Annotated in this window: 28 protein-coding genes and 1 riboswitch; of the genes, 9 read left to right on the top strand and 19 right to left on the bottom strand. The window is 40.6% G+C overall.

Features of this window, described 5'->3' with window-relative positions; all coding sequences use genetic code 11:
• Nucleotides 1-143: 143 nt before the first annotated feature.
• Entirely contained in the window at nucleotides 144-449 is a 306-nt protein-coding gene (locus tag PQ578_RS10570) for a hypothetical protein (protein ID WP_273834260.1), read from the top strand.
• Nucleotides 450-642: 193 nt separating this feature from the next.
• On the opposite strand, the gene PQ578_RS10565 is transcribed toward PQ578_RS10570, so the two are convergent.
• From PQ578_RS10565 to PQ578_RS10535, 7 genes are all read right to left on the bottom strand, one after another.
• Complete coding sequence (locus tag PQ578_RS10565; protein ID WP_273834259.1) at nucleotides 643-1251, bottom strand: ABC-2 transporter permease; 609 nt, start codon at nucleotides 1249-1251, stop codon at nucleotides 643-645.
• On the bottom strand, nucleotides 1244-2119 hold the full coding sequence (locus PQ578_RS10560) for an ABC transporter ATP-binding protein (protein WP_420541541.1): 876 nt from the start codon (nucleotides 2117-2119) through the stop codon (nucleotides 1244-1246). The genes PQ578_RS10565 and PQ578_RS10560 overlap by 8 nt, the downstream gene beginning before the upstream one ends.
• Nucleotides 2119-2496, bottom strand: coding sequence for a GntR family transcriptional regulator (locus PQ578_RS10555; protein ID WP_273834257.1), 378 nt, complete (start codon nucleotides 2494-2496; stop codon nucleotides 2119-2121). Before PQ578_RS10555 ends, PQ578_RS10560 begins: the two co-directional genes overlap by 1 nt.
• Before the next feature lie 128 nt (nucleotides 2497-2624).
• Complete coding sequence (locus tag PQ578_RS10550; protein WP_273834256.1) at nucleotides 2625-3494, bottom strand: GNAT family N-acetyltransferase; 870 nt, start codon at nucleotides 3492-3494, stop codon at nucleotides 2625-2627.
• Between the two features lie 171 nt (nucleotides 3495-3665).
• Entirely contained in the window at nucleotides 3666-4130 is a 465-nt protein-coding gene (locus PQ578_RS10545; protein WP_273834255.1) for a GNAT family N-acetyltransferase, read from the bottom strand.
• A gap of 28 nt (nucleotides 4131-4158) precedes the next feature.
• Nucleotides 4159-4986, bottom strand: a complete 828-nt coding sequence (locus PQ578_RS10540) for a GNAT family N-acetyltransferase (protein WP_273834254.1) — start codon at nucleotides 4984-4986, stop codon at nucleotides 4159-4161.
• A 32-nt stretch (nucleotides 4987-5018) separates the two neighbouring features.
• Nucleotides 5019-5366 (bottom strand): YciI family protein, encoded by a 348-nt coding sequence (locus tag PQ578_RS10535; protein ID WP_273834253.1) that lies wholly within the window; start codon nucleotides 5364-5366, stop codon nucleotides 5019-5021.
• Nucleotides 5367-5545: 179 nt separating this feature from the next.
• Here PQ578_RS10535 and PQ578_RS10530 point away from each other — a divergent pair, with 179 nt between their 5' ends.
• The 3 genes from PQ578_RS10530 to PQ578_RS10520 all read left to right on the top strand — a co-directional run bounded on the left by PQ578_RS10530 (nucleotide 5546) and on the right by PQ578_RS10520 (nucleotide 7727).
• A complete protein-coding gene (locus PQ578_RS10530) occupies nucleotides 5546-5941 on the top strand; it encodes a VOC family protein (protein ID WP_273834252.1) in 396 nt (131 codons plus the stop codon).
• A 209-nt stretch (nucleotides 5942-6150) separates the two neighbouring features.
• Nucleotides 6151-6978 carry an STAS domain-containing protein gene (locus PQ578_RS10525; protein ID WP_273834251.1) on the top strand — a complete coding sequence of 276 codons (828 nt, stop codon included), beginning with the start codon at nucleotides 6151-6153 and terminating at the stop codon, nucleotides 6976-6978.
• Between the two features lie 275 nt (nucleotides 6979-7253).
• Entirely contained in the window at nucleotides 7254-7727 is a 474-nt protein-coding gene (locus PQ578_RS10520; protein WP_273834249.1) for a MarR family winged helix-turn-helix transcriptional regulator, read from the top strand.
• A 338-nt stretch (nucleotides 7728-8065) separates the two neighbouring features.
• Here PQ578_RS10520 and PQ578_RS10515 read toward each other — a convergent pair whose 3' ends face one another.
• Together PQ578_RS10515 and PQ578_RS10510 are read right to left on the bottom strand one after the other, a co-directional pair.
• On the bottom strand, nucleotides 8066-8380 hold the full coding sequence (locus PQ578_RS10515; RefSeq protein WP_273834248.1) for a DMT family transporter: 315 nt from the start codon (nucleotides 8378-8380) through the stop codon (nucleotides 8066-8068).
• Entirely contained in the window at nucleotides 8380-8721 is a 342-nt protein-coding gene (locus PQ578_RS10510) for a DMT family transporter (RefSeq protein ID WP_273834247.1), read from the bottom strand. The genes PQ578_RS10515 and PQ578_RS10510 overlap by 1 nt, the downstream gene beginning before the upstream one ends.
• Before the next feature lie 76 nt (nucleotides 8722-8797).
• Nucleotides 8798-8898, bottom strand: a riboswitch (guanidine-I (ykkC/yxkD leader).
• Between the two features lie 69 nt (nucleotides 8899-8967).
• Between PQ578_RS10510 and PQ578_RS10505 the strand changes: the two genes are divergently transcribed.
• Nucleotides 8968-9309, top strand: a complete 342-nt coding sequence (locus PQ578_RS10505; RefSeq protein ID WP_273834246.1) for a hypothetical protein — start codon at nucleotides 8968-8970, stop codon at nucleotides 9307-9309.
• 297 nt (nucleotides 9310-9606) lie between these two features.
• Here the strand turns inward: PQ578_RS10505 and PQ578_RS10500 are convergent, their stop codons facing one another.
• The 5 genes from PQ578_RS10500 to PQ578_RS10480 form a co-directional block, all read right to left on the bottom strand.
• Entirely contained in the window at nucleotides 9607-11061 is a 1455-nt protein-coding gene (locus PQ578_RS10500; RefSeq protein ID WP_273834245.1) for a PTS mannitol transporter subunit IIBC, read from the bottom strand.
• A gap of 77 nt (nucleotides 11062-11138) precedes the next feature.
• Nucleotides 11139-11576 carry a PTS sugar transporter subunit IIA gene (locus PQ578_RS10495; protein WP_273834243.1) on the bottom strand — a complete coding sequence of 146 codons (438 nt, stop codon included), beginning with the start codon at nucleotides 11574-11576 and terminating at the stop codon, nucleotides 11139-11141.
• A 20-nt stretch (nucleotides 11577-11596) separates the two neighbouring features.
• Nucleotides 11597-12754 (bottom strand): mannitol-1-phosphate 5-dehydrogenase, encoded by a 1158-nt coding sequence (locus PQ578_RS10490; RefSeq protein WP_273834242.1) that lies wholly within the window; start codon nucleotides 12752-12754, stop codon nucleotides 11597-11599.
• A gap of 167 nt (nucleotides 12755-12921) precedes the next feature.
• The gene (gene hxlB / locus PQ578_RS10485) at nucleotides 12922-13482 is read right to left on the bottom strand and encodes a 6-phospho-3-hexuloisomerase (RefSeq protein WP_273834241.1); all 561 of its coding nucleotides are present in this window, start codon (nucleotides 13480-13482) and stop codon (nucleotides 12922-12924) included.
• Nucleotides 13475-14185, bottom strand: coding sequence for a ribulose-phosphate 3-epimerase (locus tag PQ578_RS10480; protein ID WP_273834239.1), 711 nt, complete (start codon nucleotides 14183-14185; stop codon nucleotides 13475-13477). The genes hxlB and PQ578_RS10480 overlap by 8 nt, the downstream gene beginning before the upstream one ends.
• A gap of 170 nt (nucleotides 14186-14355) precedes the next feature.
• On the opposite strand from PQ578_RS10480, the gene PQ578_RS10475 reads away from it, so the two are divergent.
• From PQ578_RS10475 to PQ578_RS10460, 4 genes are all read left to right on the top strand, one after another.
• Nucleotides 14356-15105 carry a DeoR/GlpR family DNA-binding transcription regulator gene (locus tag PQ578_RS10475; protein ID WP_273834237.1) on the top strand — a complete coding sequence of 250 codons (750 nt, stop codon included), beginning with the start codon at nucleotides 14356-14358 and terminating at the stop codon, nucleotides 15103-15105.
• A 263-nt stretch (nucleotides 15106-15368) separates the two neighbouring features.
• On the top strand, nucleotides 15369-17261 hold the full coding sequence (locus PQ578_RS10470) for a putative thiazole-containing bacteriocin maturation protein (RefSeq protein WP_273834236.1): 1893 nt from the start codon (nucleotides 15369-15371) through the stop codon (nucleotides 17259-17261).
• Nucleotides 17258-19189 carry a TOMM precursor leader peptide-binding protein gene (locus PQ578_RS10465; RefSeq protein WP_273834235.1) on the top strand — a complete coding sequence of 644 codons (1932 nt, stop codon included), beginning with the start codon at nucleotides 17258-17260 and terminating at the stop codon, nucleotides 19187-19189. The genes PQ578_RS10470 and PQ578_RS10465 overlap by 4 nt, the downstream gene beginning before the upstream one ends.
• 19 nt (nucleotides 19190-19208) lie before the next feature.
• On the top strand, nucleotides 19209-20774 hold the full coding sequence (locus PQ578_RS10460) for a SagB family peptide dehydrogenase (protein ID WP_273834234.1): 1566 nt from the start codon (nucleotides 19209-19211) through the stop codon (nucleotides 20772-20774).
• Between the two features lie 124 nt (nucleotides 20775-20898).
• Here the strand turns inward: PQ578_RS10460 and helD are convergent, their stop codons facing one another.
• The 5 genes from helD to PQ578_RS10435 form a co-directional block, all read right to left on the bottom strand.
• Nucleotides 20899-23232 carry an RNA polymerase recycling motor HelD gene (gene helD, locus PQ578_RS10455; protein ID WP_273834233.1) on the bottom strand — a complete coding sequence of 778 codons (2334 nt, stop codon included), beginning with the start codon at nucleotides 23230-23232 and terminating at the stop codon, nucleotides 20899-20901.
• Nucleotides 23233-23775: 543 nt separating this feature from the next.
• Entirely contained in the window at nucleotides 23776-24102 is a 327-nt protein-coding gene (locus PQ578_RS10450; protein ID WP_273834232.1) for a hypothetical protein, read from the bottom strand.
• Nucleotides 24103-24134: 32 nt separating this feature from the next.
• Nucleotides 24135-24419 carry a hypothetical protein gene (locus tag PQ578_RS10445; protein ID WP_273834231.1) on the bottom strand — a complete coding sequence of 95 codons (285 nt, stop codon included), beginning with the start codon at nucleotides 24417-24419 and terminating at the stop codon, nucleotides 24135-24137.
• Complete coding sequence (locus PQ578_RS10440; RefSeq protein WP_273834230.1) at nucleotides 24377-25123, bottom strand: hypothetical protein; 747 nt, start codon at nucleotides 25121-25123, stop codon at nucleotides 24377-24379. Before PQ578_RS10440 ends, PQ578_RS10445 begins: the two co-directional genes overlap by 43 nt.
• A gap of 6 nt (nucleotides 25124-25129) precedes the next feature.
• A complete protein-coding gene (locus PQ578_RS10435; protein ID WP_273834229.1) occupies nucleotides 25130-25747 on the bottom strand; it encodes a hypothetical protein in 618 nt (205 codons plus the stop codon).
• Between the last annotated feature and the right edge of the window lie 102 nt (nucleotides 25748-25849).

Raw genomic sequence — 25849 nt, 5'->3', positions numbered from 1 at the left:
ACGCTCTCGCAAATTTATTTCGCTCTCTACTTAAGAACATGACCCAGCCCATCTACATAGTGTGTTGAAGAAAGTGCTTCATGAGATAAACGCTTAGGAATGTGGATTTCAGTCCATGAAAACGTTTGATGGAGGTTACAAAAATGAATCAATTTCAAAACGATCTTCAGCACTTAGATGTTGGAGAGTACCATGCCCAGGAGTTAGTTCCATGTGAGCAAGCTAACTATTATACAAATAGAGATCAGAATATAGATCCAAATGATACTCGATTAATAGGGTTTGTGTGTTTTGGGTGTTTTGGGTGTTTCCGCTGTGCGGGTTGCGTAGGCTGTGCCGGCTGTGGAGGTTGTGCTGGCTGTGCTGGCTGTGCTCGATGCGCAGGTTGTGGTGGATGTGCCGCAAGATGTGGCGGATGTGGCAGATGCGGTCGCTGCGGTGGTCGCTGAACTTGATCAGGTCTTAGACTCTGAAGACCACGTCAAAATCGTGAAATCGACTAACTATTCTAAGTACACTTGATGCCGCTTCACATAGATCAACGAAAAAAGACCCTGGAAGCGCTAAGCACTTCCAGGGTCTTTTAATGATGAATGCATTTAAAACGAATTCATATATTAAATGAACTTTTTTGTAAGTCTATTAAAGCAATTTCTTTCTATAAATGCGGAGGGATACAAATCCTGAACATATGTATAAAAGGAGGACGGACACCCCTATAGCAAGATATTCTACAGTATTATTGGAAGTTAAAAGCAACTTAACAAACGCTCTCATACGATCATGTAAATCATGGATAAAAAAAGTAACTGTCAACAGATACATTGCAAATAAACCAATTGCCGCTATCATAAGATAATTGCTTTTAAATTTATAACAAAAAGGAAATATGAATGACAGAATCGACATTACAACAGCAACCATGAACAATAGTTCTTTCCAAGAAGTCATTTCTCCATGGATGATTATGTTACCAATATAAGTAACTGTAGCGATCAATAGCGTAAAGAGAACGGCAACAATATACTTTGAACTCACAATCTCTTTCCTTGTATAGGGGAGAGAATTAAGCAATAGTTGGATGGTGGATTTTTCATCTAAGGTAAAGGATTGCATCGATATCAATATACTACAAAGGATTCCTACCCAGATAATAGAAAAATCCAAGATCAAATACACACATAAAATTGCCAATAATACGAGCATCGTTTTTTTTAATAAGATGATATCTTTATGTATTAAGTTAAACAAGAGATCCTTCCCCTTTCTTTGTGAAGTACATGATATCTTCTAGGGTTGGTTTTTCATAAAGCGCCATTTCTCCAAATATACTCTTTGTTCGTTGCTTATTTGAGGTTAAAGCTTCAAATCCATAAGGCATTTTTCGTACAGCTATAAATTCCTGTTCTGTTTCCTGATCTAGTAATTCCAGCCCACCTTTAACAATCGCATATTCCTGCTCAATTTCTTGAAAATCTTTCGTGAAAATATGTGCCCCATCATGAATAAAGGTTATATAATCAGCAATCGAGGCCAGATCAGATGTAATATGAGTGGAAAAAAAGATTGTTTTATCCCCATCTTGCAGCAGTTGATGCAAAAGATCTAATAGTTCTCTTCGAAAAATAGGATCTAATCCTGAAGTAGGTTCATCCATAATAATTAATTCCGCATGATGAGACAATGCGATACTTAAAGACGCTTTAATCATCATTCCTTTAGAAAAAGTTTGCATTTTTTTATTTAGTGGTAAGTTGAACATACTTATATATTGGCTAAATATCTGTTCATCCCAATTTATATATGCATTTCTTACGATTGCTTTTATCTCAGCCAGTGTGAGATGTTCATAGAACACATTTTCATCAAATACAAATCCAATTCGCTGCTTTATGTCTTTCTCATGATCTTTGTAATTTAATCCAAATACAGAAACCGATCCACTATCAGGTTGTAACAAATTCATAATCAGTTTAATTGTGGTGGACTTCCCTACACCATTTCCCCCGATAAACCCTGTCACATATCCCTTTTTAACCTTTAACGAGAAATCCCTTAGGCTAAAACCTTCAAAGGACTTACAGACATGCTGGAGTTCGATCACATTTTCATCTTGCATCATTCTTCCCCCCTATATAAAATGGTCAGCAACTCTTTTAATTCGGTTAGCGTGACGCCGATGTCTTTACTATTTTTGATGGCAGTCACCAATTGCTCTTCAATCCCCTGCATTTTTCTTTCCTTAATCATTTCCTTATTTTGTTCCGATACAAATGACCCTTTTCCAACGATTGAATAAATGAACCCGTTTTTTTCAAGTTCCTCATAGGCTCGTTTAGATGTTATGAGACTAACATTTAGATCCTTCGCCAATTGACGCATCGATGGAAGTGGCTGTCCAGACTTCAGATCACCTGCTAGAATCTGTTCTTTTAATTGGATGTGAATCTGCTCATAGATCGGTGTCTTTGAACTGTTGGATAGTATAATTTTCATAAAAAAACCTCTTTCAATTATCTGTAATTAATTATATACAATATACACAATATATACAATAATTATCTGAATCTTATTTCCATTCTATATAAAAAAGAACTTCATATTTTGAAGTTCCTTGGTAACAATCATCTATTCTTTTGCAAAAATACTAAATCATGTTCGTGCTCAAAACCAACCTTCTTATACAATTTTATGGCTGTTTCATTAGCTGCATTAACACAAAGTGTGATGGAAGAAATATCCTCATAAGTAAAAATCCATTGCACGCCACCAGTTATCAGCTGCTCCCCAAATCCCTTACCTCGTTCCGAATCTATAACGGCCATATACTCAATGCTAGCCTCTCCAAACGCTGGTTCAGCCTCCACATAAATATATCCTTTTAGCTGATTGGATTCTTTCACAATAAACACTTTTCGATTCTGACTAAGGCGCTCGATCAATTGTTGCCCGTTATAATACGTTTCTGGAAAAGCTTCATCATGTAATTGTTTTATCTCTGAGAAGTACTCTTCCGTTAGTTCCACAATCGGTTCATCTTTTATTTGCAGCCTATTCTCACGAGAAACCGTTAGTATGGATTGCTCACTTTGTTTAACAAATCCCATTTCCTTAGCGAAGCTTAATAGATTTTGATTGTGATGACTTGTGAACATACTGAGTTTATGTATTTCAGGAGGTAGTAATTTCTCCATTTCAGTCCATAGCTGGTTGACCCATTCAGGTTTTTTCACAAATGGCCCCCATATTTCTGCATGATGACTTTCTAGGGAAGCATCAAATCCTAAAACACCAACCAATTCATCTTTCTCATAAGCTACTACAAAACTCTTCGTATAATGAATATCCGTTATATCTTCTACAAAAGAGTTAGCAATCTCTTCAACTTCGGTTCCACAGTAGCCAATGTACGAATCTTCCTTATTGTTTAACTCTGCGATTAGCATCGAAACTTCATTGATGTCAGACCTAATCATTGTTCTGCTTGAACTCAAATAAATCTCCTCCCCAGAAAGTGGTTTCCTCAACTAATCTCCCCATTCTTTATAAAAACCTCAGAGCGAATAACACTTGGTCGTCCCATCGTGACTCCCTGAATGACGCGATAACTAGGACATCCATCACCTGAAAGTCCAAACACCTGATGACTCTCTTGCTCTACTAATCTATACATTAAATTTCTGTACGTAAGAGCCGTTTTCATGATATTCCTTATATTGATTGGCAGTCACTTCCTTAATTAACCCTTTCCAAAAAGCTCGTGCAGGTTTATTCTTTTCGATCTGAGTTACCTCCCATTCCCCAGGAAACATCGCAAACAGTTTTTTCGCACTTTCGTTTCCATATCCATTCCCCTGATATTTAGCCATAATAAAGAACTCCTGAATGGTATTTGAACTTGAAAGACTGCCCATTTCGACAAGAGCAAAACCAATCATTTCATCACCTAACTTAATAAAATAAGCCTGGTGTTGATCACGCCAATAATGATCTAACTCAATTTTCTTGTAGGCGCCATTAACTCCCAACTTCATGTTTGGTAAGTATTTACTAAACTCATAAAAATAAAATTGCATGAGATTATGCAAAATCGTCTCTTCTTCTTTTTGAACTTTATGTAAAAAAACCATACACTCACCTCTTATTAATTAAATTCACTTAGGAATCCATCGGAAAAAGATACACATTGTAAGAAAAGATTTTCTCTAACCCTATCTTTCTCGCAATGGCATTGGAAGCCTGATTTGCCTCTTCACAGTCCCAATATGGAACCATCCCCTTATCAACACACTCCTTCACCACACTGGACGCTGCCACCTGACCTAATTTCTTCCCTTGGTGCTCCTCGATGGTTTCCATATCTAACTCGTGAACATTTCCAGCCACAAATCCAGAAAAACACAAACTCACAAGTTGATTTTGATAGACAACGCCATACCCGATTCCCTTTGCCAAAAAGTCATTAAGTGAAGCCCAGAATTCAGCTATCTTCGACTGTAAGAAGCGATTATTGGTAATTGAATGGTTCTGATCGTTAAGTAGAGCTTCGCTGATTTTGATTACCTGGTACTCGGATTTAATGGAAGGATGATGATGCTCTTTAGGGTGTTCGAGTCGATACACATGTTGTTTGAATTTATTCATGTCCCGATGGGTGAAGAGCGTCTCGATTGTTTTATTCCACCTTGAATGGTTTCCAATAGCGATAAAAGTCGTTACGTTCAGCTGCCTTGCTTCAGGAATGATTGTCGTATCCATAAAATTATTGATCTCTTGAAGAAACACATCACTTTGTTCATCTCCAATAAAGAAAAAACCGTCATGATTTCCTAACCAGATAAGCCCTGCTTTAGGGATCTCGAGATGATCGACGAAAACGCGCCCAGGGTTATTCCCCTCGATGACCGCTTTTGCTTCTAGATGTCCGATATCATTTAGTAACGTTTTGCATTTGTAGAATTCAGCTTGATCAAGTTCATGAATCATTGGTACTCCTCCCACTTCCTAATGAATGAAAGCTACTCAAAGACTTGGCGCAGTTCAACTAGTCCCTCGCCATTTCCTTGCGGGTCTGGCATGCGCATCGCCCACTCAACCGCTTCCTCTTTCGACTCCACATCAATGAGGATGAATCCAGCAATGATTTCTTTCGTTTCAGGGAACGGCCCTTCCGTCACGACAGGGGCACCGTGTGGATACGAAATACGCAATCCATTCGAACTTGGATGCAGGCCTTTTGCCATCACCCGAACGCCAGCTTTTACTAGCTCTTCATTGTACGTTGACATCGCTGCCATAAGCTCAGCGCTTGGTAGCTTTCCAGCTTCCGAATTCTTCGATGCTTTCACAATCAGCATAAATAGCATCACATTCCCTCCTCATTGACAAACACTTGCTTAAATTCTCCCTTCTACCTATTCGATAAAACAAAAGAATCTTCCTTCCACCAAAAACCTGCGTGCATTTTGTTTATTCTAGAAGGAGTGCTTATGCGCCTTATCGAAAATACATTGATGAAGACACAACGATCATTCAGGAGGGAATTATGGGAAGAATTGTGCATTTCGAAATTCACGTCGATGACATGGACCGCGCAAAACAGTTTTATGGGGATGTATTCGGATGGACGTTTGAAGACTGGAGCGACTTTGCTGGCATGCCTTACTTTGGCGTCGTCACTGGCGGTGACGACCAGCCTGGCATTAACGGTGCACTCATGCAGCGTCAAGGTCCACCTCCGGAACCAAATCAGCCCGTAAACGGCTATGCCTGTACGATGGGGGTAGAAGATTACGATACGATTGAAGCAAAAATCCTTGGAAAAGGCGGTGTGGTCGCATTACCTAAATACGCGCTATCGGGGATGGCATGGCAGGGATACTATAAGGATACGGAAGGAAACATCTTTGGGGTTCATCAACCAGATGAAAATGCGAAATAGCATTTATCAAGACTAGAAAAGGCGCCTAATCGCGCCTTTTTTCATTTAAAAAAGAAGGAAAAATAAATCTGCGGATGACATATCTCTACACTCCCACAGTTTGAACAGTGATTAGAGCTAATGAAGAGCCATTGGAAAATGTACTGAATTTAAATGGAATTTGTTTTATAATAAAAGTGACTAGTATAACATTCTAGGAGGAGAGGAAATTGCAAACACTCACGCATGAAGAATTTTTTCAATTTATAGAATTCTTCGAAGAAAACAGTCAACTTTTTACAGAAACGCTCCTACAAGAAGCTGTCACCGTAAAGGATAAGATTGAAGAAATACTAAGAATAGGGAATATCGACCTTGTGACCAATGCTCATTCACTCGTTGTTTATATCATTGAAGAGAAGGACCAGGAGCTTCACGCGTTTGCCGAAAAAGAAGGAATTGCCTGGGCAACGCACTCCCTTGCAATCTCGTTTAAGTTAGAGTGGGTACAAGCCATAAGACGAACGCTGTGGGTGTTTTTCCAAAAATATACTGAATTGCAAGGTAAAAATAAGAGTTTTGATTTCTTTGAAATGGAAAAACAAATTAACAACCGGGTAGACTACTTTTTAAATTCTTTCTTCATAAGTTATACAAAATATAAAGATTCCCTGATAAACGCTCAAAAAGAACAAGTTAAAAATCTATCCGTGCCAATTATACCCATTAACCGCTCAGTTAGCATCCTCCCATTGATCGGGGCAATTGATTCTCAAAGAACCGAAGTCCTTGAGGATAAGGTTTTAACAGTAATAAGCGATATGCGTCTTCAGACATTGATTATAGACTTATCCGGAGTAGCAGATATTAGTGGTGATGATATTTACCGATTGATTCAAATCATTGATGGTGCTTCACTAATGGGGTGTAACACCGTCATAACTGGATTAAGGAAAGCAGTTGTCAGGAAAGTTACGGATCTCGGTATTATGTTAAATGAAAAAACTAAAACACTTGGAACGTTACAGCAGGCACTAGAAAAGTATTTTACTACATAATAGTGAGCAAATAAGGCGCTTTAATAGCGCCTTATTTGCTCACTATTATTCCTTATGACGTTGCTTTCCCCTAATGATGTTGTTCAATTAGTTCGGATTACCATCCGAGTGTGCTACAGTAATAACCTCCTGTACTTCTCCTTCTTAATAGTAAACCCCATCTAAACAATGTTTTTTTTAAAGCTATTAACCCTTTGCTAGTCTATCAGATCATTTCCCGCATACTTCATTTTATAGTAAAATAGAACTAAACCTCTTATAGAAAGGATCGATGTATGGAAAATCAATTGCATTACATCATGAATCACATGCGTGCGGCATTCAAAGTATTAGATAAGGAATGGCAAATGGCCGCAAAAGACCTCGGAATCACACAGGCAGAACAACACATTTTGTGGATTGTCTATCTAGAAAAATCCATTACCCTCACCAAACTAGCTGAATTAAGCTTGCTCGATATATCAACGGTGGCTCAGGTATTAACACGTATGACAAAAAAAGACCTGATCATCCAAACGAAAAAGAACCAGGATCGACGCGTTACCTATGTATCACTTAGCCCAGAAGGTAAGAACATTCTGCACACCTCTTCCACCTACGAATATCAATTCTGGAACTATATGAAGGAAATGGATCCACACAAACGAGCTCAGTTCATGTCCATCGTGTCTGATATGAACAAACACTTCTATGGGGAGTCATTTGTAAAATGGGTAGAACAAACGTCAAAAAAACCGATAGCTGATTAATCAAAAATATCTTTAACAATTCGCCATTCAATATGGCTTTCGTGAGTAGAACAAGATTCACAAACGGTATAATGCTTTTCACTGAGATAAGCAACGTGCTGGCCGGGGATGAAATTCAGGTAACAGCTTTTACAAAAGAATTCAGTTGATTGTATACGAGGCACAGTATGATGGTCTCCTTATTTTAAGATATATAAAAGTGTACCGATCCCATTTCAAAATGGATAGTTTAGGTGTGTTTTGTATATGTTGGAAGTAGAAAAGAGCGTTTATCTATGAAAAGATAAGCGCTCTTTCATGTTATGAAAAATGGAGAAAGTCTCTCTTCACTAGTTTTTTTATGAAATCAACTTTAAACCAATCGCTGCACTTAAAACCATTCCTATAAATAAAACTCTTTTCCAATCTTTTGATTCACCATATAAATACATCCCTACTATTGCTCCACCGGACGCTCCAATTCCAGTCCAAATGGCATAAGCCGTCCCCATCGCTATACTGTTCATAGCAAAAGCTAAAAAAAGAAAACTTACCCCAAAACTAAGAATTAACATCACTAAAGATTGCCAATTTTTGTCCTTATGCAGCTTGTTTATCATAACGACACCAAGCATTTCAAATAATCCTGCTAATAGTAAAGATCCCCACGCCATTACGATTGCTCTCCTTCTTGTTCTTTATCTATTGTCACTAACTTCAACCCAATGACACCTGCCAATAAAACAACAATCAATAGAATTTTTCCAATCTTAAATGGTTCGCCAAAAAATAGGATGTCTGATAAAACAGTTCCTGCTGTACCCAATCCTACAAAAACGGCATACACCGTTCCCACAGGTAGTTCTCGACCAGCTATAATCATTAAGTAGAAGCTTATTATAATCGAAATAATCGTTCCAGCCCAAGTCCAAAAGTCACTTGCGTGGTTTAAACCAATCACCCACAAAACTTCAAAAAAAGCAGCAATAAACACTTTTAACCAATTTTCATCCAATTAACGAGCACCTCCATCTATATTCTCCCCAAAACAGCTAATAAACAAAAAGCCTGAGAGATCACTGCTAAACAGCTTCTCCCAGGCTTTTATCCTTCCGTGTCACAGTTGAAAACTGCGTGTTTTCTCTCGGACCAGACCAACTTAATCAGTTACGGAACCCTAGAAAACATTAGATTTTATTCAGTTGTATTTAAGTTAACATCAATTATGGTAAAAAAACAAGGGAAATAGAGAACAACTGTAGTGAAAAAGGACTTTAGAAGTTGTAAACTCCTTAAAGAAGTTGAGACGATTGAAATCGTAAAAGCTGTCAAGAGAGTACAAGTATACGGTTGGCAACAGGGCTTATTCATGTATGATGTGAGTCAGTGGTCGAGGAACTTTACCTTTGGGATGTTTTACGCTTTTTCGATGGCAATTTCAGATCGACAAAACTCGATATCTTTTATCGATCAGTTTCAACATCATTTTTTACTTCTGTGGAGTTGGGTTGTTATTCTTCTTCTTTGGGTGGAGGTTTTCTTATGGGTGGGGGCGTTTTTTTTCCAGCAAGATGACGACATGGTTGAGGCGATCAATCGTTAGGTGTGCGATCTGTTCCTCCCCAGATAATTTTCAAATCTTCGAATGCGTTTTAATAACTTTCATATTGTTAGAGCCACTTAAAGATAAACTTCATACCACCATCATAAAGATTCAAAGATTTTCATCTCTTAGACTCTCATTCAGATAAAATTCTTTGGATTGCTCCCGGTGTGCTTTTCATAGGATGGAAATGCAAAAATAGTAGAGAGCGCTAAAAAGACCAGGTCGCAACGCTATTGCTCCTGGTCTTTTGGTAATATAATTAAATGAATTGACTAAGGTCATACAAGTGAATACTCATTGGTCTTCTAACCTGTCTATCAGTTCTACTAAGCTAGGATCATTAAGATAGTTCTCAATCGTAATAATTTCCTTATCCTTATGGGCGTGCTTCGCTCTTTCATAAAGATCCTTATGAACAACGATAATGTCTGTATCTTGCGGGGCATCTTCTATTCTATAATGTTTTACTTCAAGACCTTCGATCCCTTTTTTCTGTAATTTTTTCCTGAAAGTTGTCGCCCCTAAAGCACTACTTCCCGCTCCTGCATCACAGACGAATGAAATCTTATTGATCTCTTCATTCTTTGTATCATTTGAATTCGCTAGCTGCTTCCCTTCTTGCTTCATTGCTTTCGACTTTTCAATCGAATGGGAAAGCTCTTCATCCTCTTCATCCTCATCCTTATTCTTTTCCATTTTCAAGATAAGAGAGGTGATGAAAAAGGTGACGGCAGTAGCTGCTAGAACCCCAGCAATAATACCGATGAAACTTCCTTTTGGAGTAAGTCCTAGATAAGCAAAAATAGAACCAGGACTTGGTCCAGCTACAAGGCCTGCATCAAATAAACTAAACACCGCAATACCCGTCATTCCTCCACCAATCATCCCTAGTATTGTAAGGGGTTTCATTAGTACATAAGGAAAATACAGTTCATGGATCCCACCGAAGAAATGGATAATCATTGCCCCAGGAGCCGTTCGTTTGGCTGTCTTTTTACCAAAGAAGGTGAATGCTAGCAACAAGCCAAGTCCTGGCCCAGGGTTAGAAGCGACAGTAAAGTAAATTGATTTTCCAGTTTCAGCAGCGGCCTGCATGCCGAGTGGATAGTAAATCCCCTGGTCAATGACATTATTTAAGAACAATACTTTTGCTGGTTCATTGATAACAGATAGTAATGGCAATAATCCCGTAGCAACCAATGCTTCGATCGTTGACGTAACAAAGTTATTCGCCGATTCAATTACTGGACCGATAAAGTAAAAGGATACGATCATCAATAAAAATCCGAGTATTCCAAGTGAGAAGTTATTAACAATCATTTCAAATCCGGCAGGAATTTTATTTTCAATCGCTTGGTCAAATTTCTTTATGATCAGTCCTCCTAAAGGCCCGATCACCATCGCTCCTAAGAACATTGGTATATCTGATCCGACGATCAGACCAATCGCCCCAATCGCTCCCATAACAGCTCCTCGTTGACCTCCGACCATACGCCCACCAGTTATAGCAAGAAGCAAAGGAAGCAAGTAAGTAATGGCCGGACCGACAATTTGCGCCAGATCTTCATTAGGAATCCAACCAGTAGGTATAAACAAAGCGGTTAACAAACCCCAAGCGATGAATGCACCGATATTTGGCAGAACCATATTGGTTAAGAATCCGCCAAAAGCTTGAACTCTAGCCCTTGTAGAAGGACGATTTATGTCTACTACATTGTTTTCAGTCGTTGCCTTTGCAGGACTTGCCATCTGAATCATCCCTTTCTCATCTTCTTAAATAAGAAAAAACTTAGCTAACCTTGACTATCTCTATCAACCTAATGTGTTTATTCAACTGTTTGAATCAAATCCAGGATCTCTTGTTCACTGTTAGATTGTTCGAGTTGTTCTCTGACTTCATCTTCTATTAGTAGCGAAGATAAGTCTGAGATCAAATCTAAGTGACCAGAGGAATCTTCAGCAGCTAACGTAAATAGCAGATTAACTTTTTTGTCTTGTGGAAATAAGACAGCTTCATCTAACTTCAGAAGTGACACGCCTGTTTTGATGACACCGTCTTCATTTTGAGCATGGGGCATCGCAATTCCTGGAACAATCACAATGTAAGGACCATTTGTGTGGACGTTTTGAATCATATCCTCGATATACTGATCTGTAATGTTTCCATCTTTTCGTAAAGGAGCAGCAGATTCTTTGATCGCTTCCTCCCAAGAACTTACAGAGTTTAGAAATTGAATATTTCCTTTCAAATGTTCGCTTAGCATAATAAAAGCACCCTTCCTAATTAGATTTTCAATGACCGTTCTTTTTTTAAATGAATATATTGATCTTTTATCTTTGTTCGAATCTTAGAGTCTTTTATTTCGGTGAAATGAGTGATTGCAAGCTCTATCCCTTTCTCATCGACATACTCTTGAAGGGCAACTGACTCTTCATCTTTAGGATTATGAAATAAAAACGCCGCTGCAATCGCAGAAGTTAAGTTCTTGATCGGCAAGTCCATATTCGAAAGAGCTACGGTTGGTTTAACTAACCTCTCCTCAGAACCAAGCTTTCGTATAGGGGCTCTTCCCACTCGAAAAATATCATCGCTAATATTTTTGTTCTTGAAGCGGGCAATCGTTTTTTCTATAAATGATTCCAATTCTTGTTCATCCATGGAATATGTGTGCACGAAATAACGGGCAGATTCATGCAGAGATGCTCGTAAGAACTCCTCAAGGCTTGGATCCTGCAAAGCTTGCTGTATCGTTTGATAGCCTTTTACGTTTGCCATATAAGCTGTGGCGGCATGTCCCATATTGACGATAAACAACTTTCGTTCAATATAAGGTTTTAATGTTTGAACATAAGTGGCACCTTCTATGTCAGGCAAATCTGGATTCACCATTTCAGATCGATTAATGACCCATTCATAATAGGGTTCTACCAGGGCAACATCCCCTTCAACTCTCTCTTCAGAAAGGGAAAGACGGTCGATCGCCGAGTTTGGAAATCCAGCGCTTAGTTCATTCATTTCTTTTTCTGAAACGATCTTTCTTATCTCTTCCTTCAATTTCGAGGAAGCATTGATTGTATTTTCATTCGCCATGACATCGATCGGAAGTTTGGTCAATTCCTTTCTCCTTAGAAGTCCTTGCGATAGAATCGGAGCAATTCTTTTGAGATTATTGACCCCAACCGATGTGGTAATCAAGTCCGCTTCTACAATGGCATCAATAATGTCATCGTGAGCACTAGTATGTAACCCTTTCACAGAAGAAACCGTTTCTTGTGAATGATTTTCATCCAATAACTCGATCACATACTGCTGTTGGTTATTGATACGATCAATTAGTCCCTGGTTTGCATCAACAAAACAGATACGATATCCTGTTTTGTTGAGCAAGTTCCCGATTAAACCTCTACCGATATTACCCGCACCGAAATGTAGCGCTTTCATTATTGAGCCCCCTTTACTTCATTTTCTATCAGTTCTTCGCTTAGCGATCGTTAGAAGTTAGTATAGGATGCCTATAGACAAGCGTCTATACCAATTGTTTGCGTGATATCTTTTTGCAAAGAAATAGAAAGTAAACGAAAGTTGCCTTCATTGACCACAGGAATCTACTATTCTAAGTTCGCATGAAACTCCCACAAGGAATTCAATTCAATATTCTCTTTTCTGACGATCATCAATGCGATTGCGTCTCCTAACAAAAGTAAACTCTGTTCAAATAAGCTCTTCATAGGTTGCTCTGATTGCACTTCTTCTGATGATTCTGGGTTTGAACTTATAGGAAGACGGACAAACACGTCTGCGTATTGGCTCATTGAACTATTTGGATTAGCACCAATATGAGCAACAGTTGCGTTTAGTTCTTTCGCTTTTTTAGCAATAATGAGAGGAAAAGCCGTTTCACCACTCCCTGAACCGACAATAAGCAAGTCTTTATCCGTCATAGCAGGTTCTGTTATTTGCCCAACCACATACGTCTGTACACCTAGATGTGCAAACCTTTTGGCGATCGATTGTAAAGATAAAAGCACTCTTCCTACTCCGACAAAGAAAACTTTTTCCGCTTTATTGATTTGATCGATTAAATGATCAATTTCATTGCTATTCACGTTCGTTAGCGTTGACGTAATTTCATTTGTAATAACACCAGATGCTTCCTTATAATTAACCATTAATCGTAGCCTCCTCATTTAATCCTTCAGCAATAAGTGATTCCATAAATATTTTGTTGTCTTTCAAACGATTACTTCGTTCAAATAAACTCGTACTTCCAGCCACCAATATGTCAGCACCAGCTCTAACGAGAGTAGAGATGGTATCAAGAGAGACACGTCCGTCCACTTCAATCTTTGTATCCAACCCTTGTGACTGGATCATCTTAGACAAATCCTCTACTTTCTTCGCAGCATACGTCACTTGCTTCTCCCCTTTATCCGTTGCAAATCCCGGATTGATGAGCATAAGCAATACCGTATCGCATTGTGGTAACACATAATCCAATACTGACAATGGAGTAGCTGGATTTAGAGCGATTCCCACCCTGGTGTTATGCTTCTTGATTAAGTTAACGTAGCGATCCGTATGAAAACTCGTTTCAATATGGAAAGTAATTTGTTCAACTCCAATTCGCAACATCTCTTGAATAAAAAACTCATTGGTATTAGCCATAATATGAACGTCAAATTTCATATCCGTAATTTGTCTCAGTTGTTCAATCGTATTAATTCCTAGTGGCATGGACGGACTAAAGGCCCCATCAATAATGTCGATATGTAACGTATCAAGACCAGCTTCCTCAATCTCTCTAACACTTTTTTCTAAGTTACAAAGATCTGCACACATAATAGACGGTGCGATCGTAATGTTTTTCTGCATGTTTGTGCCTCCTAGTTTGTGTTTGTGCGCTTTTTTAATTATAATAATGCATGAACAAGAAAAAGTAAAGCGATTTATTGCATGTTTTTGCGTTTTAATGCAGAGTTGATATTTAGAAGTGATCGCGTCCATGATATACTGAAAGAAATGACAAAAGGGGTCTTAAGGTTATGCTTAAACAAGAACGCCAACAAAAAATTATTGATATTCTAAACGAAGAACACAAAATCATTGCAAGCGACTTAAGTAAGCGTTTGTCCGTTTCAGAAGATACCATTAGAAGAGATTTAAAAGAGCTGGACAGCCAGGGAGTTATCAAACGAGTGCATAGCGGGGCGTTACGAAAAGGACCACCTGTCCAGGACTTTACAACGAGAAAAGAGATCTATAATGAAACGAAATTGAATCTAGCTCACAAAGCGCTACATTATATTAAAGATGACATGGTTCTTATGATTGACGGCGGGACAACGAATCTACAACTAGTCCATCAGCTTCCTTTGTCATTAAAAGGTACTCTGATAACAAACAGCCCCCCTATTGCTATGGCACTTTCTAACCATAGTGAGTTAGAGGTTATTATGATCGGAGGCACTTTATTTAAGCAGTCTATGGTGAATTTAGGCATAGACACTTACGAAACGTTGAATACGATGCGCGCAGATCTCTATATTATGGGGATATATAATATAGATCCTGAAATCGGGATAAGTGTACCAAGTTCGTCAGAGGCACTTGTGAAACGAAAAATGGCTTCGATATCAACCGAAGTGTTAGGGATGGTGACAAACGATAAATTGGATACCGTATCAAATCATATTGTCTCGCCAACCGATCAGTTAACATACTTAATCACGGAGAATGTAAATGCAGATATTAAACGGTTGTATGAAAAGCAAGGCATTGCGATTATTGATTAAAACGGTGTTTCGAAAGTTTAATTATCTGGTATTCATTAAATCGAAAAGAAACACCTTCATTAATAGCGTAGAGGTTTTTTCAAAGCCACTCTTTTATCCTTCTCTGGATTAAGGCGTGGCTTTTATTTAATTTCAGTAACTTCACAAAATAATTAAAAGGAATTCGATAACGATGCTTCCTACTATTTGTCCACACATAAGAGACAAATCTGCAAACATAGACTCATAGTATGAAGTCAGATCTATGGGTCAGGAGGTGTCTTATGACGAATATTCAGCCTTCCATGCGTTTAAAGCTAAAGAAAGGCACGTTTTTCATGCCGGAACCTAGTGGAAGCGTCTATTTCAGAAACAATGCAGGGTCCTTTCGAATGGAAGGGAGCACGATCCATCAATGGATCGAAAAGCTGATTCCGATGTATAACGGCGAATATTCACTTGAAACCCTCACAGGGGGTCTAACAAAGCCTTATCGTGATCGAGTTTACGAAATTACAAATACCCTCTATACGAATGGGTTTCTTCGTGACGTTAGTCAGGACCGTCCCCACCAATTAAAACCACATATTGTGGAGAAGTTCGCTCCACAGATTGAGTACATCGAAAGCTTTTCTGATTCCGGTGCTTATCGGTTTCAGCAATACCGGCAGAAAAACGTTTTGGCTGTTGGAGAAGGATCGATGTTAATTGGATTGGTTTCTTCCTTGCTAACATCTGGTTTACCTCGTTTCCAGGTACTATTAACGGATGAAAAGACGAGCCAAAATCGAATCAGACAATTAGAAGTTTCAGCAAAAAAATCAGATGCTGAAGTCTCAATTGAGGTTGTATTAAAGAGAGGCCCGATCGCTTGGGATAAGCAGATCGAACCATTCGACGCCATTTTATATGTCTCTTCCGAAGAAAATGTTCAGGAGCTACGAAGTCTTCTGCATGCCTGTAAAGAAAAAAATAAGCCGTTTTTCCCCGCCATCTGTACAAAAGGAATTGGAATGGCCGGTCCGCTCGTTACGCAAGACAGCGGCTGCTGGGAATCTGCGTGGCGAAGTTTGCATGAACCGCAAAACACCGGCTCCTTTTCACCGCCTGCTGGATCGATGCTTGCAAATATGGTCGCATTTGAATGGTTTAAAAAGTGCACAGGCCTCCCTGTACTTTCGAACAATCAAGTGTTTCTGCTTAATCTTGAAACCCTTGAAGGCAAATGGCATTCCTATCGCCCTCATCCGCTCGTCACAGGAAAAATCGAAGTCGAAAAGCTCTCCAAAGAATTTAGTGAAGATAAGAAAAAAGATCAAAACAAACTCCTTTACTATTTCAGTCAGTTAACCAGCCAGTTGGGCATTTTCCATAAGTGGGAAGAGGGTGAGCTAAATCAATTGCCTTTAGCTCAATGTGAGATTCAGCCAGTTAACGTCAAACCAACCGGATCTTCTCTGTTACATCCGAGTCTAATAAGTTCAGCTTTAACACACGAAGAAGCAAGGCTTGATGCTGGATTGACTGGTATTGAGGAGTACGTTCTGCCATTAAAAGAAGAGATAATCGCGTCACTTCCCTCTTCTTTCCAAAAAGCTATGTACTCAGAAGCCGATCTCCACTTAGGTGTTGGAGAAACGTTTGTTGAGGCTGTCAGTCGCGCACTGCAAACAGCGTTAGAAGAGGAATGGAATCAGAAAGCCGATCAGTGCATGGAAGGGATTTGTCGATTTGCAGCTCAACATGTTGAAGACAAACCCTGTCGCTACTATTTGAAAGTGTTAACAACCATGAACAAAGTACCGGATCTCGCTTTAGGAAAAGATTCAAACGGCCTTCCTGTCGTTTGGAGGAAAGCATCGGATAACCGCTGGTACGGAAGCGTCGGGATGACGTTCGTGCTCGCATTACAACGTGCGCTCCTACAAGCTGTGAAAGAAGCTCAAAACAAGAACATTTCAGCAGCTCTCTCTTTTTCAACCATTCCTTTTGAAGATAGATCGATCCAGTCCATTGATATCCCTGCTTATGACCCACACGATCAGGCTAAAGTTCTTCGTTCTGTTATGAACCGTTTCGAACACCTCTCCATTATCAAAATAAATCTCGATACGTTTGAAAAAGATGGAGCCATAAACATATATGGCGTACTGTTACGAGAGGGGGAGATGACGTGAGTGCTCACATTACCTTAGTCGGAAATGGTCTGCTGCGAGATTGCGTAGCGGAACAACTCGCTCCACATCACCTCACGCTTCTCTCTGATTTAGAAGGGACGATCCCTGAGGAGACATCCTTGTTACTGGTTATTCACGACAGCTGGCATCCATCACTCCACACACAAGCCGAAGAAGTGGCACGAGAGCTCGGTATCAATTGGTTACGCGCATTTTTATCATTTGGCGAAGGGGTGATCGGGCCACTCGTTCAGCCTGGAATCGCAGGCTGTTCACAGTGTGCGGATACGAGAAAGATGATGGCAGCGACCGATCGCGAAGATCTCTGGAAGATTCAGCAGGTGTTAACCCAAAGGGGTAACGGGAGTGAGGATCAATGGATCTCACAAACCAGTCTTCTTCAAATAGCTCAGCTAATCAAAAACGAAGTACAGCATCTAGCGGATGGCAAACCACCTCAGTTTCTCAATGCAATCCATTTACTAAACTTAGCTTCCCTTGAAAGCTCTCGCCACCGGATCTTACCAGATGCCTATTGTTCCGTATGCAGTTCTCTCCCAGAAGATACGGACGCGATGATAACGTTAAAACCAAGTCAAAAAGTCAGCGGCTACCGCACTCGGTCGATCGACGACTTACGCAACGTGCTCTCAAAGGATTACCTCGACTCACGCACAGGCCTTTTAAATCGTCTCATGATCGATTTTGAAACAACGTATGCGGATGCGATTGTGAACCTCCCTCTCTTCAATGGAAATGAAGGCTCGGCAGGAAGAACAAACTCGTATGCGATGAGTCAAATGACTGCGATATTGGAAGGATTGGAACGCTCGTGCGGGATTGATCCGAAAGGAAAAAGGACTGTCGTTCACGATTGCTATCGTAACCTGGACCGCGCCTTAAACCCGCTTCAGCTCGGCGTTCATGCTGATGAACAGTATGCAGAGAAAGGATATCCTTTCTCTCCTTTTCATCCTGATCGAAAAATGAACTGGGTGTGGGGCTACTCACTTATTGAAAACGAGCCTATTCTCGTTCCTGAGCGTCTCGCGTATTACAGTATGGGCTGCGGAGATGGTTTTGTTTTTGAAACGTCAAACGGCTGTGCGATCGGGGGAAGTCTTGAAGAAGCCATTTTCTACGGCATGATGGAAGTGCTTGAACGTGATTCTTTTCTGATGAGCTGGTACGCCCAGCTTCCGCTTCCGCAAATTGATCCTTACTCGTCAAACGACGAGGAGCTCCACTTGATGATTGACCGAATGCAGGAGATAACGGGCTATAATCTTTATTTATACAATGCCACGATGGAGCACGGCATCCCGTGTATTTTAACGATCACGAAGAACAGCACCTCTGACTCTGATCGTTTAAATCTCATGTGTGCGGCCGGCGCCCATCTCGATCCTGTTCGCGCTGTAAAAAGCGCGATTTTTGAAAGTGTGGGTATGATCACGCCGTTAAATAAAGAATTCAAAAAGAAGAAAGACGACTTTTTAGCCATGTATCATGACTCTTCGCTCGTAAAGAAAATGGATGATCACGGCATGCTTTATGGACTTCCTGAAGCAGAAGAACGCCTTCACTTTTTACTAAATCAAAACCGACCGCTGCAAACATTCCAAGAGGCCTTTCAACCAGCAAAGCATCATGACGATCTTACAGAGGATCTCAATAACCTGTTACAAACGTTCCGGCACTTAAACTTAGACGTAATCGTTGTTGATCAAACGACCCCTGAAATAAAACGGAACGGACTCCACTGCGCAAAAGTGATCATTCCAGGTATGCTTCCGATGACATTTGGCCATCACCTTAGACGCGTCACCGGATTAAGCAGAGTATTAACGGTTCCAAAAGAACTCGGATTTGTTGATCGAGACTTAACGATTGAGGAGCTCAACCCTTATCCGCATCCATTTCCTTAACGTGGCAAGGAGGTATGTCATGGATCTCGACCTGTTTTTACACCAGCTGCATTTTCAAAATGACCTTGTAACGCCACCAAACTGGGAAGTGGATTGGGACGATGCTCCCCTTCCATATAAGGTTTACCGCCATTTGCCGGAGTATCAACTTCCTTACGATATTCCCCTTGCGATTCAAGATCAGTCCTTTCACCCAACACCTGACCTAAATAACATCGGATATTTTCTCTGGTACGTTTATGGACTGACTCAGTTTAACCAGACCGCTTTCCCTTCTTCCACAAAGGAAGAATCAGCTGAAACAATGCAAGGATTTCGCCGCTACCCGCCTTCGGGTGGCGGCTTATATCCAAGTGAACTATATGTTTATCTTAAGCTAGAAGACTTACCACACGGAATCTACCATTACGATGTCGCTCACCATCGCCTTCTCTTACTCAGGAAGGGCCATTTTGATTCTTACTTAACGAGTGCACTAGGGAACAGCTCTACCCTTTCCAATTGTTTTGGAGCGGTCATCATTACCACAATGTTTTGGAAAAACTTCTTTAAGTACCACAATTTTTCGTATCGTCTTCAAGGATTGGATGCGGGCGCGCTTCTGGGGCAGTTATTAGAGGTGAGTAAACGCTGTGGTTTTCATCCTAAGATTCATTTTCAATTTCTCGATCAAGCTGTTAATCATCTACTCGGAATAGACGGTAAGGAGGAAAGCACCTATGCCGTTATCCCGCTATCAGGGGAAAAGATTGCATTTGATGAAATACTCAGTAAAAGCACAGCTACACATTTAAGCAACACCATTCCAAAAATCCAAACCACGCATGAGCAACGTTCGCAAACCGTGTTGCCTTTTCCTGAAATTACTCAGCTTCATCAGGAGACTCTACTGGAAGCTATCGAGTTAGTTCGGCAATTAGAAGCGAGAGAAGAAAAAATAGAATGTAAGGTTCACATCGCTTTGCCAGCGGTACGGAAGAAACTATCCGAAAACTTCGCTCACGCTTGCCAAAATCGCTATTCACCTGAAATGGATTTTCGTGCACAGCGAATGGATCAGATTCAGCTTGCTTCACTGCTTAAGGAAAGCATGGATTCCTATGGATACACTAACGATCTTGATAAAGAAGAAAATCAAAAGCAAAGGGTCTCGATTTATGGATGCTTTTATCAGATTGATGGCATTCCGAATGGGGCCTATCGGTATGACGCTGCTTCGCATTCCCTTCTCCTTATTAAAGAAGGTGACTTTCGATTTAGCCTCCAGGCCGGAATGTCTCTTCACAACGTTAATCTCCATCAAGTCCCGGTTTGCCTGCATATCGTTGGGGAGCGGACACATCACAAAGGTGAACTTGGCTACCGAGGATATCGCATTCAACACATGGAAGCGGGAATGCTGCTTCAGCGAACCTTGTTAACAGCGAGCGCACTTGGCATGAACGGCCACCCCCTGCTTGGATTTGATACCATTGGATGTGATGACATTTACGAACTGGAAGGTTCCCAGAAAACGACGATTATTCAAGTTCCTATCGGTTTTCATCGGGCTAAGAGTTGGTTGGTTGGGGGGATGCATGGGTGAGAAGGAAATTTTGATAATGCCATCTAATAACTACAAGGAGCAATCATTATGGGTATAATGATTGCTCCTTTTGACCTTTTTCATGACATTGCATGAGGAGAAACGTCCCGGCGATGCGCAAGGATCAAATTTTAATAACCCCTTCCCGCAAAGCTTTCCGCACCAATCCACTCGGCTCCCCCACACTATACAACTGCAAAACATGCATCGCTCTCGTACACGCGGTATAAAATACCCTTCTCAAGCTTTCATCTCCATAAACACGATCTGACGCATCATAAAGTATCACAGCATCAAACTCAATCCCCTTGGATAAATATGATGGGACGACAACCACGCCCTGTTCATATTCAGTCGAGTTGCTTTTCAAAAGTTTGATGCCATCAATGCCAGACAGACCCTCATAAGCACGGGAACTTTCTTCTGCTGATTTGCAGATGATTGCAATACTGTTTAACCCCTGACCTCGGTATTCCGCTACTTTTGAAGAGATGCTGGTGTGTAGCTCTGCATCATCCTCCACTTGTTTCAGCTCTGGAATTGTTCCATCTCGATCAAAGGGGATAATCTTATTCCCATTCGGTACGAGCCGCCTCGTAAACTCAATGATTGGCTTAGTGGAACGGTAGCTTCTCGCAATGTTGATGACTTCCGTTTTATCCGCTCCATATAAGTCCGTTAGTGAGTGAAAATCAGCCATTTCACTTGCATGGGCAAAGATCGCCTGATTAAAGTCCCCAAGAACTGTCATTTTAGATGATGGAAACAGGCGCTTTAGAAACTCAAATTGAAAAGCCGAGTAGTCCTGCGCCTCATCGACCACAATATGTTTAATGGAGCTGTTTGTCTGAAAGCCCTGAATCTGCTCTTTGACATATAAAAATGGTGTCGCATCTTCATAGCTCAAATGACCTTCATCCAGCGATTGGATCGTTGCCTGACAAACCGCTGTCCATTCCACCGGCACATTCATTTTTAGCCGCTTCATCTGCATCGGATCAGCAAAAAGCTGCTTGTAGATTTCTTTAAAATCAACAAAACGTAATTCTTTGATTTTCTTTCGCAACGGCTTCAGCATTTTCCGGACAATTAAGCGAGCTAATTCTTTTGGCTCCACCTCATACTCATAGATCGCTTCTCCTTCAATGCCACGTTTTTTCGCGAGAAAAGCTTGTAGGGCATGGTACTCCTCGTTGCTAAGTAGTTCGATTTTCTCCTGCACCCACGGCTCATTCCATTCTACCTTCTCAAACGCATTAATTTGCTTCAGGATCCACTCCTTCAGCTTTTCAAGTCTGTTTTGTAAACGAAGTGACGTGTCAGCCCGATAAAATCTGTTTACCATCTGCTGTGCAGAAACAATCGGTGCTCCTCTGAAGGTCACGTCATGAAATTGCATCCCAGACTGCTCTAGGGACTCTAAATAGTCATTGATCGCTTCAAAAAAACGAGTCGATGTTTTAAATTTGATCCCCGTAATCCTTGCCCTGTAAGTCGGTGAATCATCTGCGGTTAACACATATTCTAGCTGTTCATACGGATTCTCTACTTCGAACTCTTCTCTAAGCCGATGATTCAAGTATTCCTGAAAAGTCACCTGCTGCATATTTTCCTCACCGAGTTCTGGTAGCACATTGGAGACGTAGCTGTTAAACATTGTGTTCGGTGAAAATAAAATAATTTGTTCAGCATTTAAGTGATCCCGATCTCTGTATAATAAATACGCAATCCGCTGCAGCGCGGCTGAAGTTTTGCCACTCCCTGCGGCCCCGTGAACAATCAAAAGCCTTCCACGATGATGACGGATGATGCGGTTTTGATCCTGCTGAATGGTAGCGACGATGTTATGCATCTGTTTATCTGTGCCTCTGCCCAAAACCTCCTGTAGAATCTCATCGCCAATCGTAAGACTTGTATCAAACATAGACTGCAAAACGCCACCGCGAATAAGATATTGCCATTTCTTCTCAAGCGTGCCCTGAACTTCGCCTCCTGGTGTCTCATACGTCGCAGGACCTGGCGGGTAGTCATAATAGACACTCGAGATCGGCGCTCTCCAATCGTAGATCAGGAAGTTATCGCCGCTCGCATCTCTTAATGAGCTGATGCCAATATAGATTTGTTCCTGATCGGATGAACCTTCTTCTTTAAAATCAATTCTGCCGAAATAAGGAACCTCCTCCATACGACGAAGCGTGGATAAGCGTTTGGATGCATGCCTATGAGAGCTCTGACTAACCGAAAGTGCTTGAGCTTCTTGCCTCAATCCGATGATCGTCTCAAGGTAATCATCGAAGGTATCCGTATTCACCTTCACTTCATCCCAAAAGTGTTTGCGAATATGAACCACTTCATTTTTCCGTCTAGAGGTTTCGTCTTCTAATCGTTCAACTTCCTCTTGAATCGTGCCCATGACACTGTCCAATCGCTTCTTTTCCTGCAGCAGTTTCGAATCCATGCAAACACTCCTTTAAATAATAGATAAAAGGATTGACAAACGAATCGTGCGCACTGTATAATTAAAATAGGGTAATATGAGTAAATTTATATTTGTATGCGCGCATCTATATAAATTTACCATAAGATCGGTTGAACGACAATGTTTTTTTACACAGGAAAGGGCGGTGTTTGCGGATTTTGCGTGAACATCGCTTTTTTGTTGAACGAATCGCGGGGACAGTTCTGGTGATTCCGGCTCGTCAATAAAAGGAGCATTAATTATCGGAATAATTAATGCTCCTTTTCACTTTTTTTCAACATATTGCATCATGTGAACCGTCCCTGTTCCCGCGATGCTCAAAGTAGATTAATTAAAATCTTAAACGCACCTTTAACTGATTGAAAAAGAAAAAAGCCGGCGTACAGCCAGCGAATAGTTGCTAAGGTTTGATTCCGTTAAAAATCTGGGAATGTACTCAGCATATGATAGGAAGAATGAACCTGTTCTTAGATAAAAAGTTCACCTGTTACCAAAAAAGCAACTAAATGGTCTATCGATGCTTTAATCTCCATTAATTTGCTCGTCAACTTCTTCCTGATACTTTAACGTATCCATATAAGACTCTATAAGGTTATCAAGAAATTCCATGTTAACCTCTCTATTATCTTCATAAATATGAACTTTAGCACCAGCATTCAATAATGAACTTATAATTTTTTTCATTTCTAACAATTCATCAATATCTAATATATTATACGATAAAACATACTCATTATTATTTAATAATGTTTTTAACTCATTAATACTTTTATTTGTATTTTTCCGTAAAATAGAGATGTACTTAACTTCATTTGCATCCTTTTCTAATTGCATATTCATTTTAGCCATTTAACTATCTCCTTCCATAGATCAGAAGTCATTTATAGGATTAATCCTTTTACCTGGGAGGCTTTTTTCCAATTTCCACCATGCCAGCCATTTAAATGCTCATTCAAAGTAGCTGGGTATATAATTTCTCCTTTATTCGCTAAATGCGGATACTGTGAAGCACTGAAAGTATGGTGCCCCTGTACGGTTTTTCCATCTACTTTAGGTTTCTTACCGTTCAAAATATCACTCACTTGCTTCTGATCCCAGTTTCTTGTTGGAGATTCGTTATTTATTATTCTTTGACGTTCTTGATACCAGAAATCGTTAACGCCCATAGCTCTATGTTTCGAAAACTTTTTATTCCACATATATTGCTTATATCGATTTTTGTAATTGTTCTATTTTCTATTTTAACTTTTAGTTCTTTCATTTTCAAAGCACTTAGTTGTTTTTGTTGAGTAGGATGTGGCCATAAATCCATACCTTTGGTTCTTTCCTCTATTATTTGCTCTGCAACTTTAGGTTCATTAAAACCTCTATTAATTTCGTCTGTACCCTTAATACCTTTCCCACCATCTACCCGCTCAACCTCAGTCTTAATCCTAACAATCGAATCATCCACCGCACGATTCGAACCGCCACTCCTAGAAACTGATGCAACGCCACTTTCCGCTACATCCCCTACTTTCCCAACAGCATTCCCCGCAACACCATTCGCCCCAACAGCAACCCTATTCGGATTCCCCGCAACCTGCATGCCGCCTTTAACGTCTTGGACAAATTCTCCCATGCCACGCTTGATTCCTTCAAAGGCTTTATGCTTTTTCACGATGGCTGCGACGTCTACTTTGCTGCTTCCAGCGACCTTGCTTGGTTTGGCGTTCGGGATCTTTCCAGCGACTTTGGCGAGGCTGGCTGATTTTCCTGCCATGCCAACATACGGGATAAAGGCTGTGGAGACATTTCCTGCGACATAGGCGACTCCTTCGTCTTCATAGGTATCGGAGAAGGATTGTGTGATCGCTTCAGCGACGCCCATCGGATCCTAGATCGCCTGCATGGCGGCGGATTTATAGCCTTCGACTCGTTTATCCGCTGCTTCCTTAAGAAAATCGGGTTCCACGGAATCAGGAAGTTGATGGGAGGTGTACACGATCCCAGCGTCACCGGCAACCGTGACGATGCCTTTTCCGATTTCATATAAACCGAGAACGAGTCCTTTTCCAAAGCCATAAATGTCAGAGGAAAGGTCTTCGACACCGTCCCAAACGCCTTCAAAAAGACCCGTGTACGACATTTTTAGTTTTTGAGCTTTCCCATAATAGTCGTCATCTGTATTCTCAAATGGCTTCACTTTAGTATTGTAAATGCCCCAGAGGTAGTCAATTTTTTGCTGTAGGACACTTTCTGACCGATTGATTTCACGCCGAATTTGATTCAAGTTGGCTTCATTGCTTCGGCTTTTTTCGATTTCACTTTCGGTTGGGTCATCAAAGAACGAGAAAGTGTTGTAAGGTACCCGGCTTGCGACGCGCGATGCTTTTCCAACATTCCCTGATATTCCACGTTCGATTTGTTGCAGATTGACCCAGATATCATTTCGATCCACTTGCATCATCGCTTGTCGCGCTAATGGCGTGATGTAGGCATTTGTATCAGACACATAGGATTCGAATAAGGTCAGGAGATCCTGAATTTGTTCATGATAAGCTCGGATGTAATTCTCTAATTCTTTATTTAGTAGTTTGGGGTGTAAAAAAATAAA

Origin of the sequence: Guptibacillus sedimenti, assembly GCF_028610665.1 — a bacterium.
GTDB classification, from domain to species: domain Bacteria; phylum Bacillota; class Bacilli; order Bacillales; family Guptibacillaceae; genus Guptibacillus; species Guptibacillus sedimenti.
Note: the sequence above shows the minus strand (reverse complement) of the source record. Positions and strands in the feature narration are given on the sequence as shown.

Coding starts and splice junctions, on each gene's coding strand:
- PQ578_RS10570 (WP_273834260.1), top strand. CDS start 144: ATGAATCAATTTCAAAACGATCTTCAGCACTTAGATGTTGGAGAGTAC.
- PQ578_RS10560 (WP_420541541.1), bottom strand. CDS start 2,119: ATGCAAGATGAAAATGTGATCGAACTCCAGCATGTCTGTAAGTCCTTT.
- PQ578_RS10555 (WP_273834257.1), bottom strand. CDS start 2,496: ATGAAAATTATACTATCCAACAGTTCAAAGACACCGATCTATGAGCAG.
- PQ578_RS10545 (WP_273834255.1), bottom strand. CDS start 4,130: ATGGTTTTTTTACATAAAGTTCAAAAAGAAGAAGAGACGATTTTGCAT.
- PQ578_RS10540 (WP_273834254.1), bottom strand. CDS start 4,986: ATGATTCATGAACTTGATCAAGCTGAATTCTACAAATGCAAAACGTTA.
- PQ578_RS10535 (WP_273834253.1), bottom strand. CDS start 5,366: ATGCTATTTATGCTGATTGTGAAAGCATCGAAGAATTCGGAAGCTGGA.
- PQ578_RS10530 (WP_273834252.1), top strand. CDS start 5,546: ATGGGAAGAATTGTGCATTTCGAAATTCACGTCGATGACATGGACCGC.
- PQ578_RS10520 (WP_273834249.1), top strand. CDS start 7,254: ATGGAAAATCAATTGCATTACATCATGAATCACATGCGTGCGGCATTC.
- PQ578_RS10515 (WP_273834248.1), bottom strand. CDS start 8,380: ATGGCGTGGGGATCTTTACTATTAGCAGGATTATTTGAAATGCTTGGT.
- PQ578_RS10500 (WP_273834245.1), bottom strand. CDS start 11,061: ATGGCAAGTCCTGCAAAGGCAACGACTGAAAACAATGTAGTAGACATA.
- PQ578_RS10495 (WP_273834243.1), bottom strand. CDS start 11,576: ATGCTAAGCGAACATTTGAAAGGAAATATTCAATTTCTAAACTCTGTA.
- PQ578_RS10490 (WP_273834242.1), bottom strand. CDS start 12,754: ATGAAAGCGCTACATTTCGGTGCGGGTAATATCGGTAGAGGTTTAATC.
- hxlB (WP_273834241.1), bottom strand. CDS start 13,482: ATGGTTAATTATAAGGAAGCATCTGGTGTTATTACAAATGAAATTACG.
- PQ578_RS10480 (WP_273834239.1), bottom strand. CDS start 14,185: ATGCAGAAAAACATTACGATCGCACCGTCTATTATGTGTGCAGATCTT.
- PQ578_RS10475 (WP_273834237.1), top strand. CDS start 14,356: ATGCTTAAACAAGAACGCCAACAAAAAATTATTGATATTCTAAACGAA.
- PQ578_RS10470 (WP_273834236.1), top strand. CDS start 15,369: ATGACGAATATTCAGCCTTCCATGCGTTTAAAGCTAAAGAAAGGCACG.
- PQ578_RS10460 (WP_273834234.1), top strand. CDS start 19,209: ATGGATCTCGACCTGTTTTTACACCAGCTGCATTTTCAAAATGACCTT.
- helD (WP_273834233.1), bottom strand. CDS start 23,232: ATGGATTCGAAACTGCTGCAGGAAAAGAAGCGATTGGACAGTGTCATG.
- PQ578_RS10450 (WP_273834232.1), bottom strand. CDS start 24,102: ATGGCTAAAATGAATATGCAATTAGAAAAGGATGCAAATGAAGTTAAG.
- PQ578_RS10445 (WP_273834231.1), bottom strand. CDS start 24,419: ATGGGCGTTAACGATTTCTGGTATCAAGAACGTCAAAGAATAATAAAT.
- PQ578_RS10440 (WP_273834230.1), bottom strand. CDS start 25,123: ATGGGCGTCGCTGAAGCGATCACACAATCCTTCTCCGATACCTATGAA.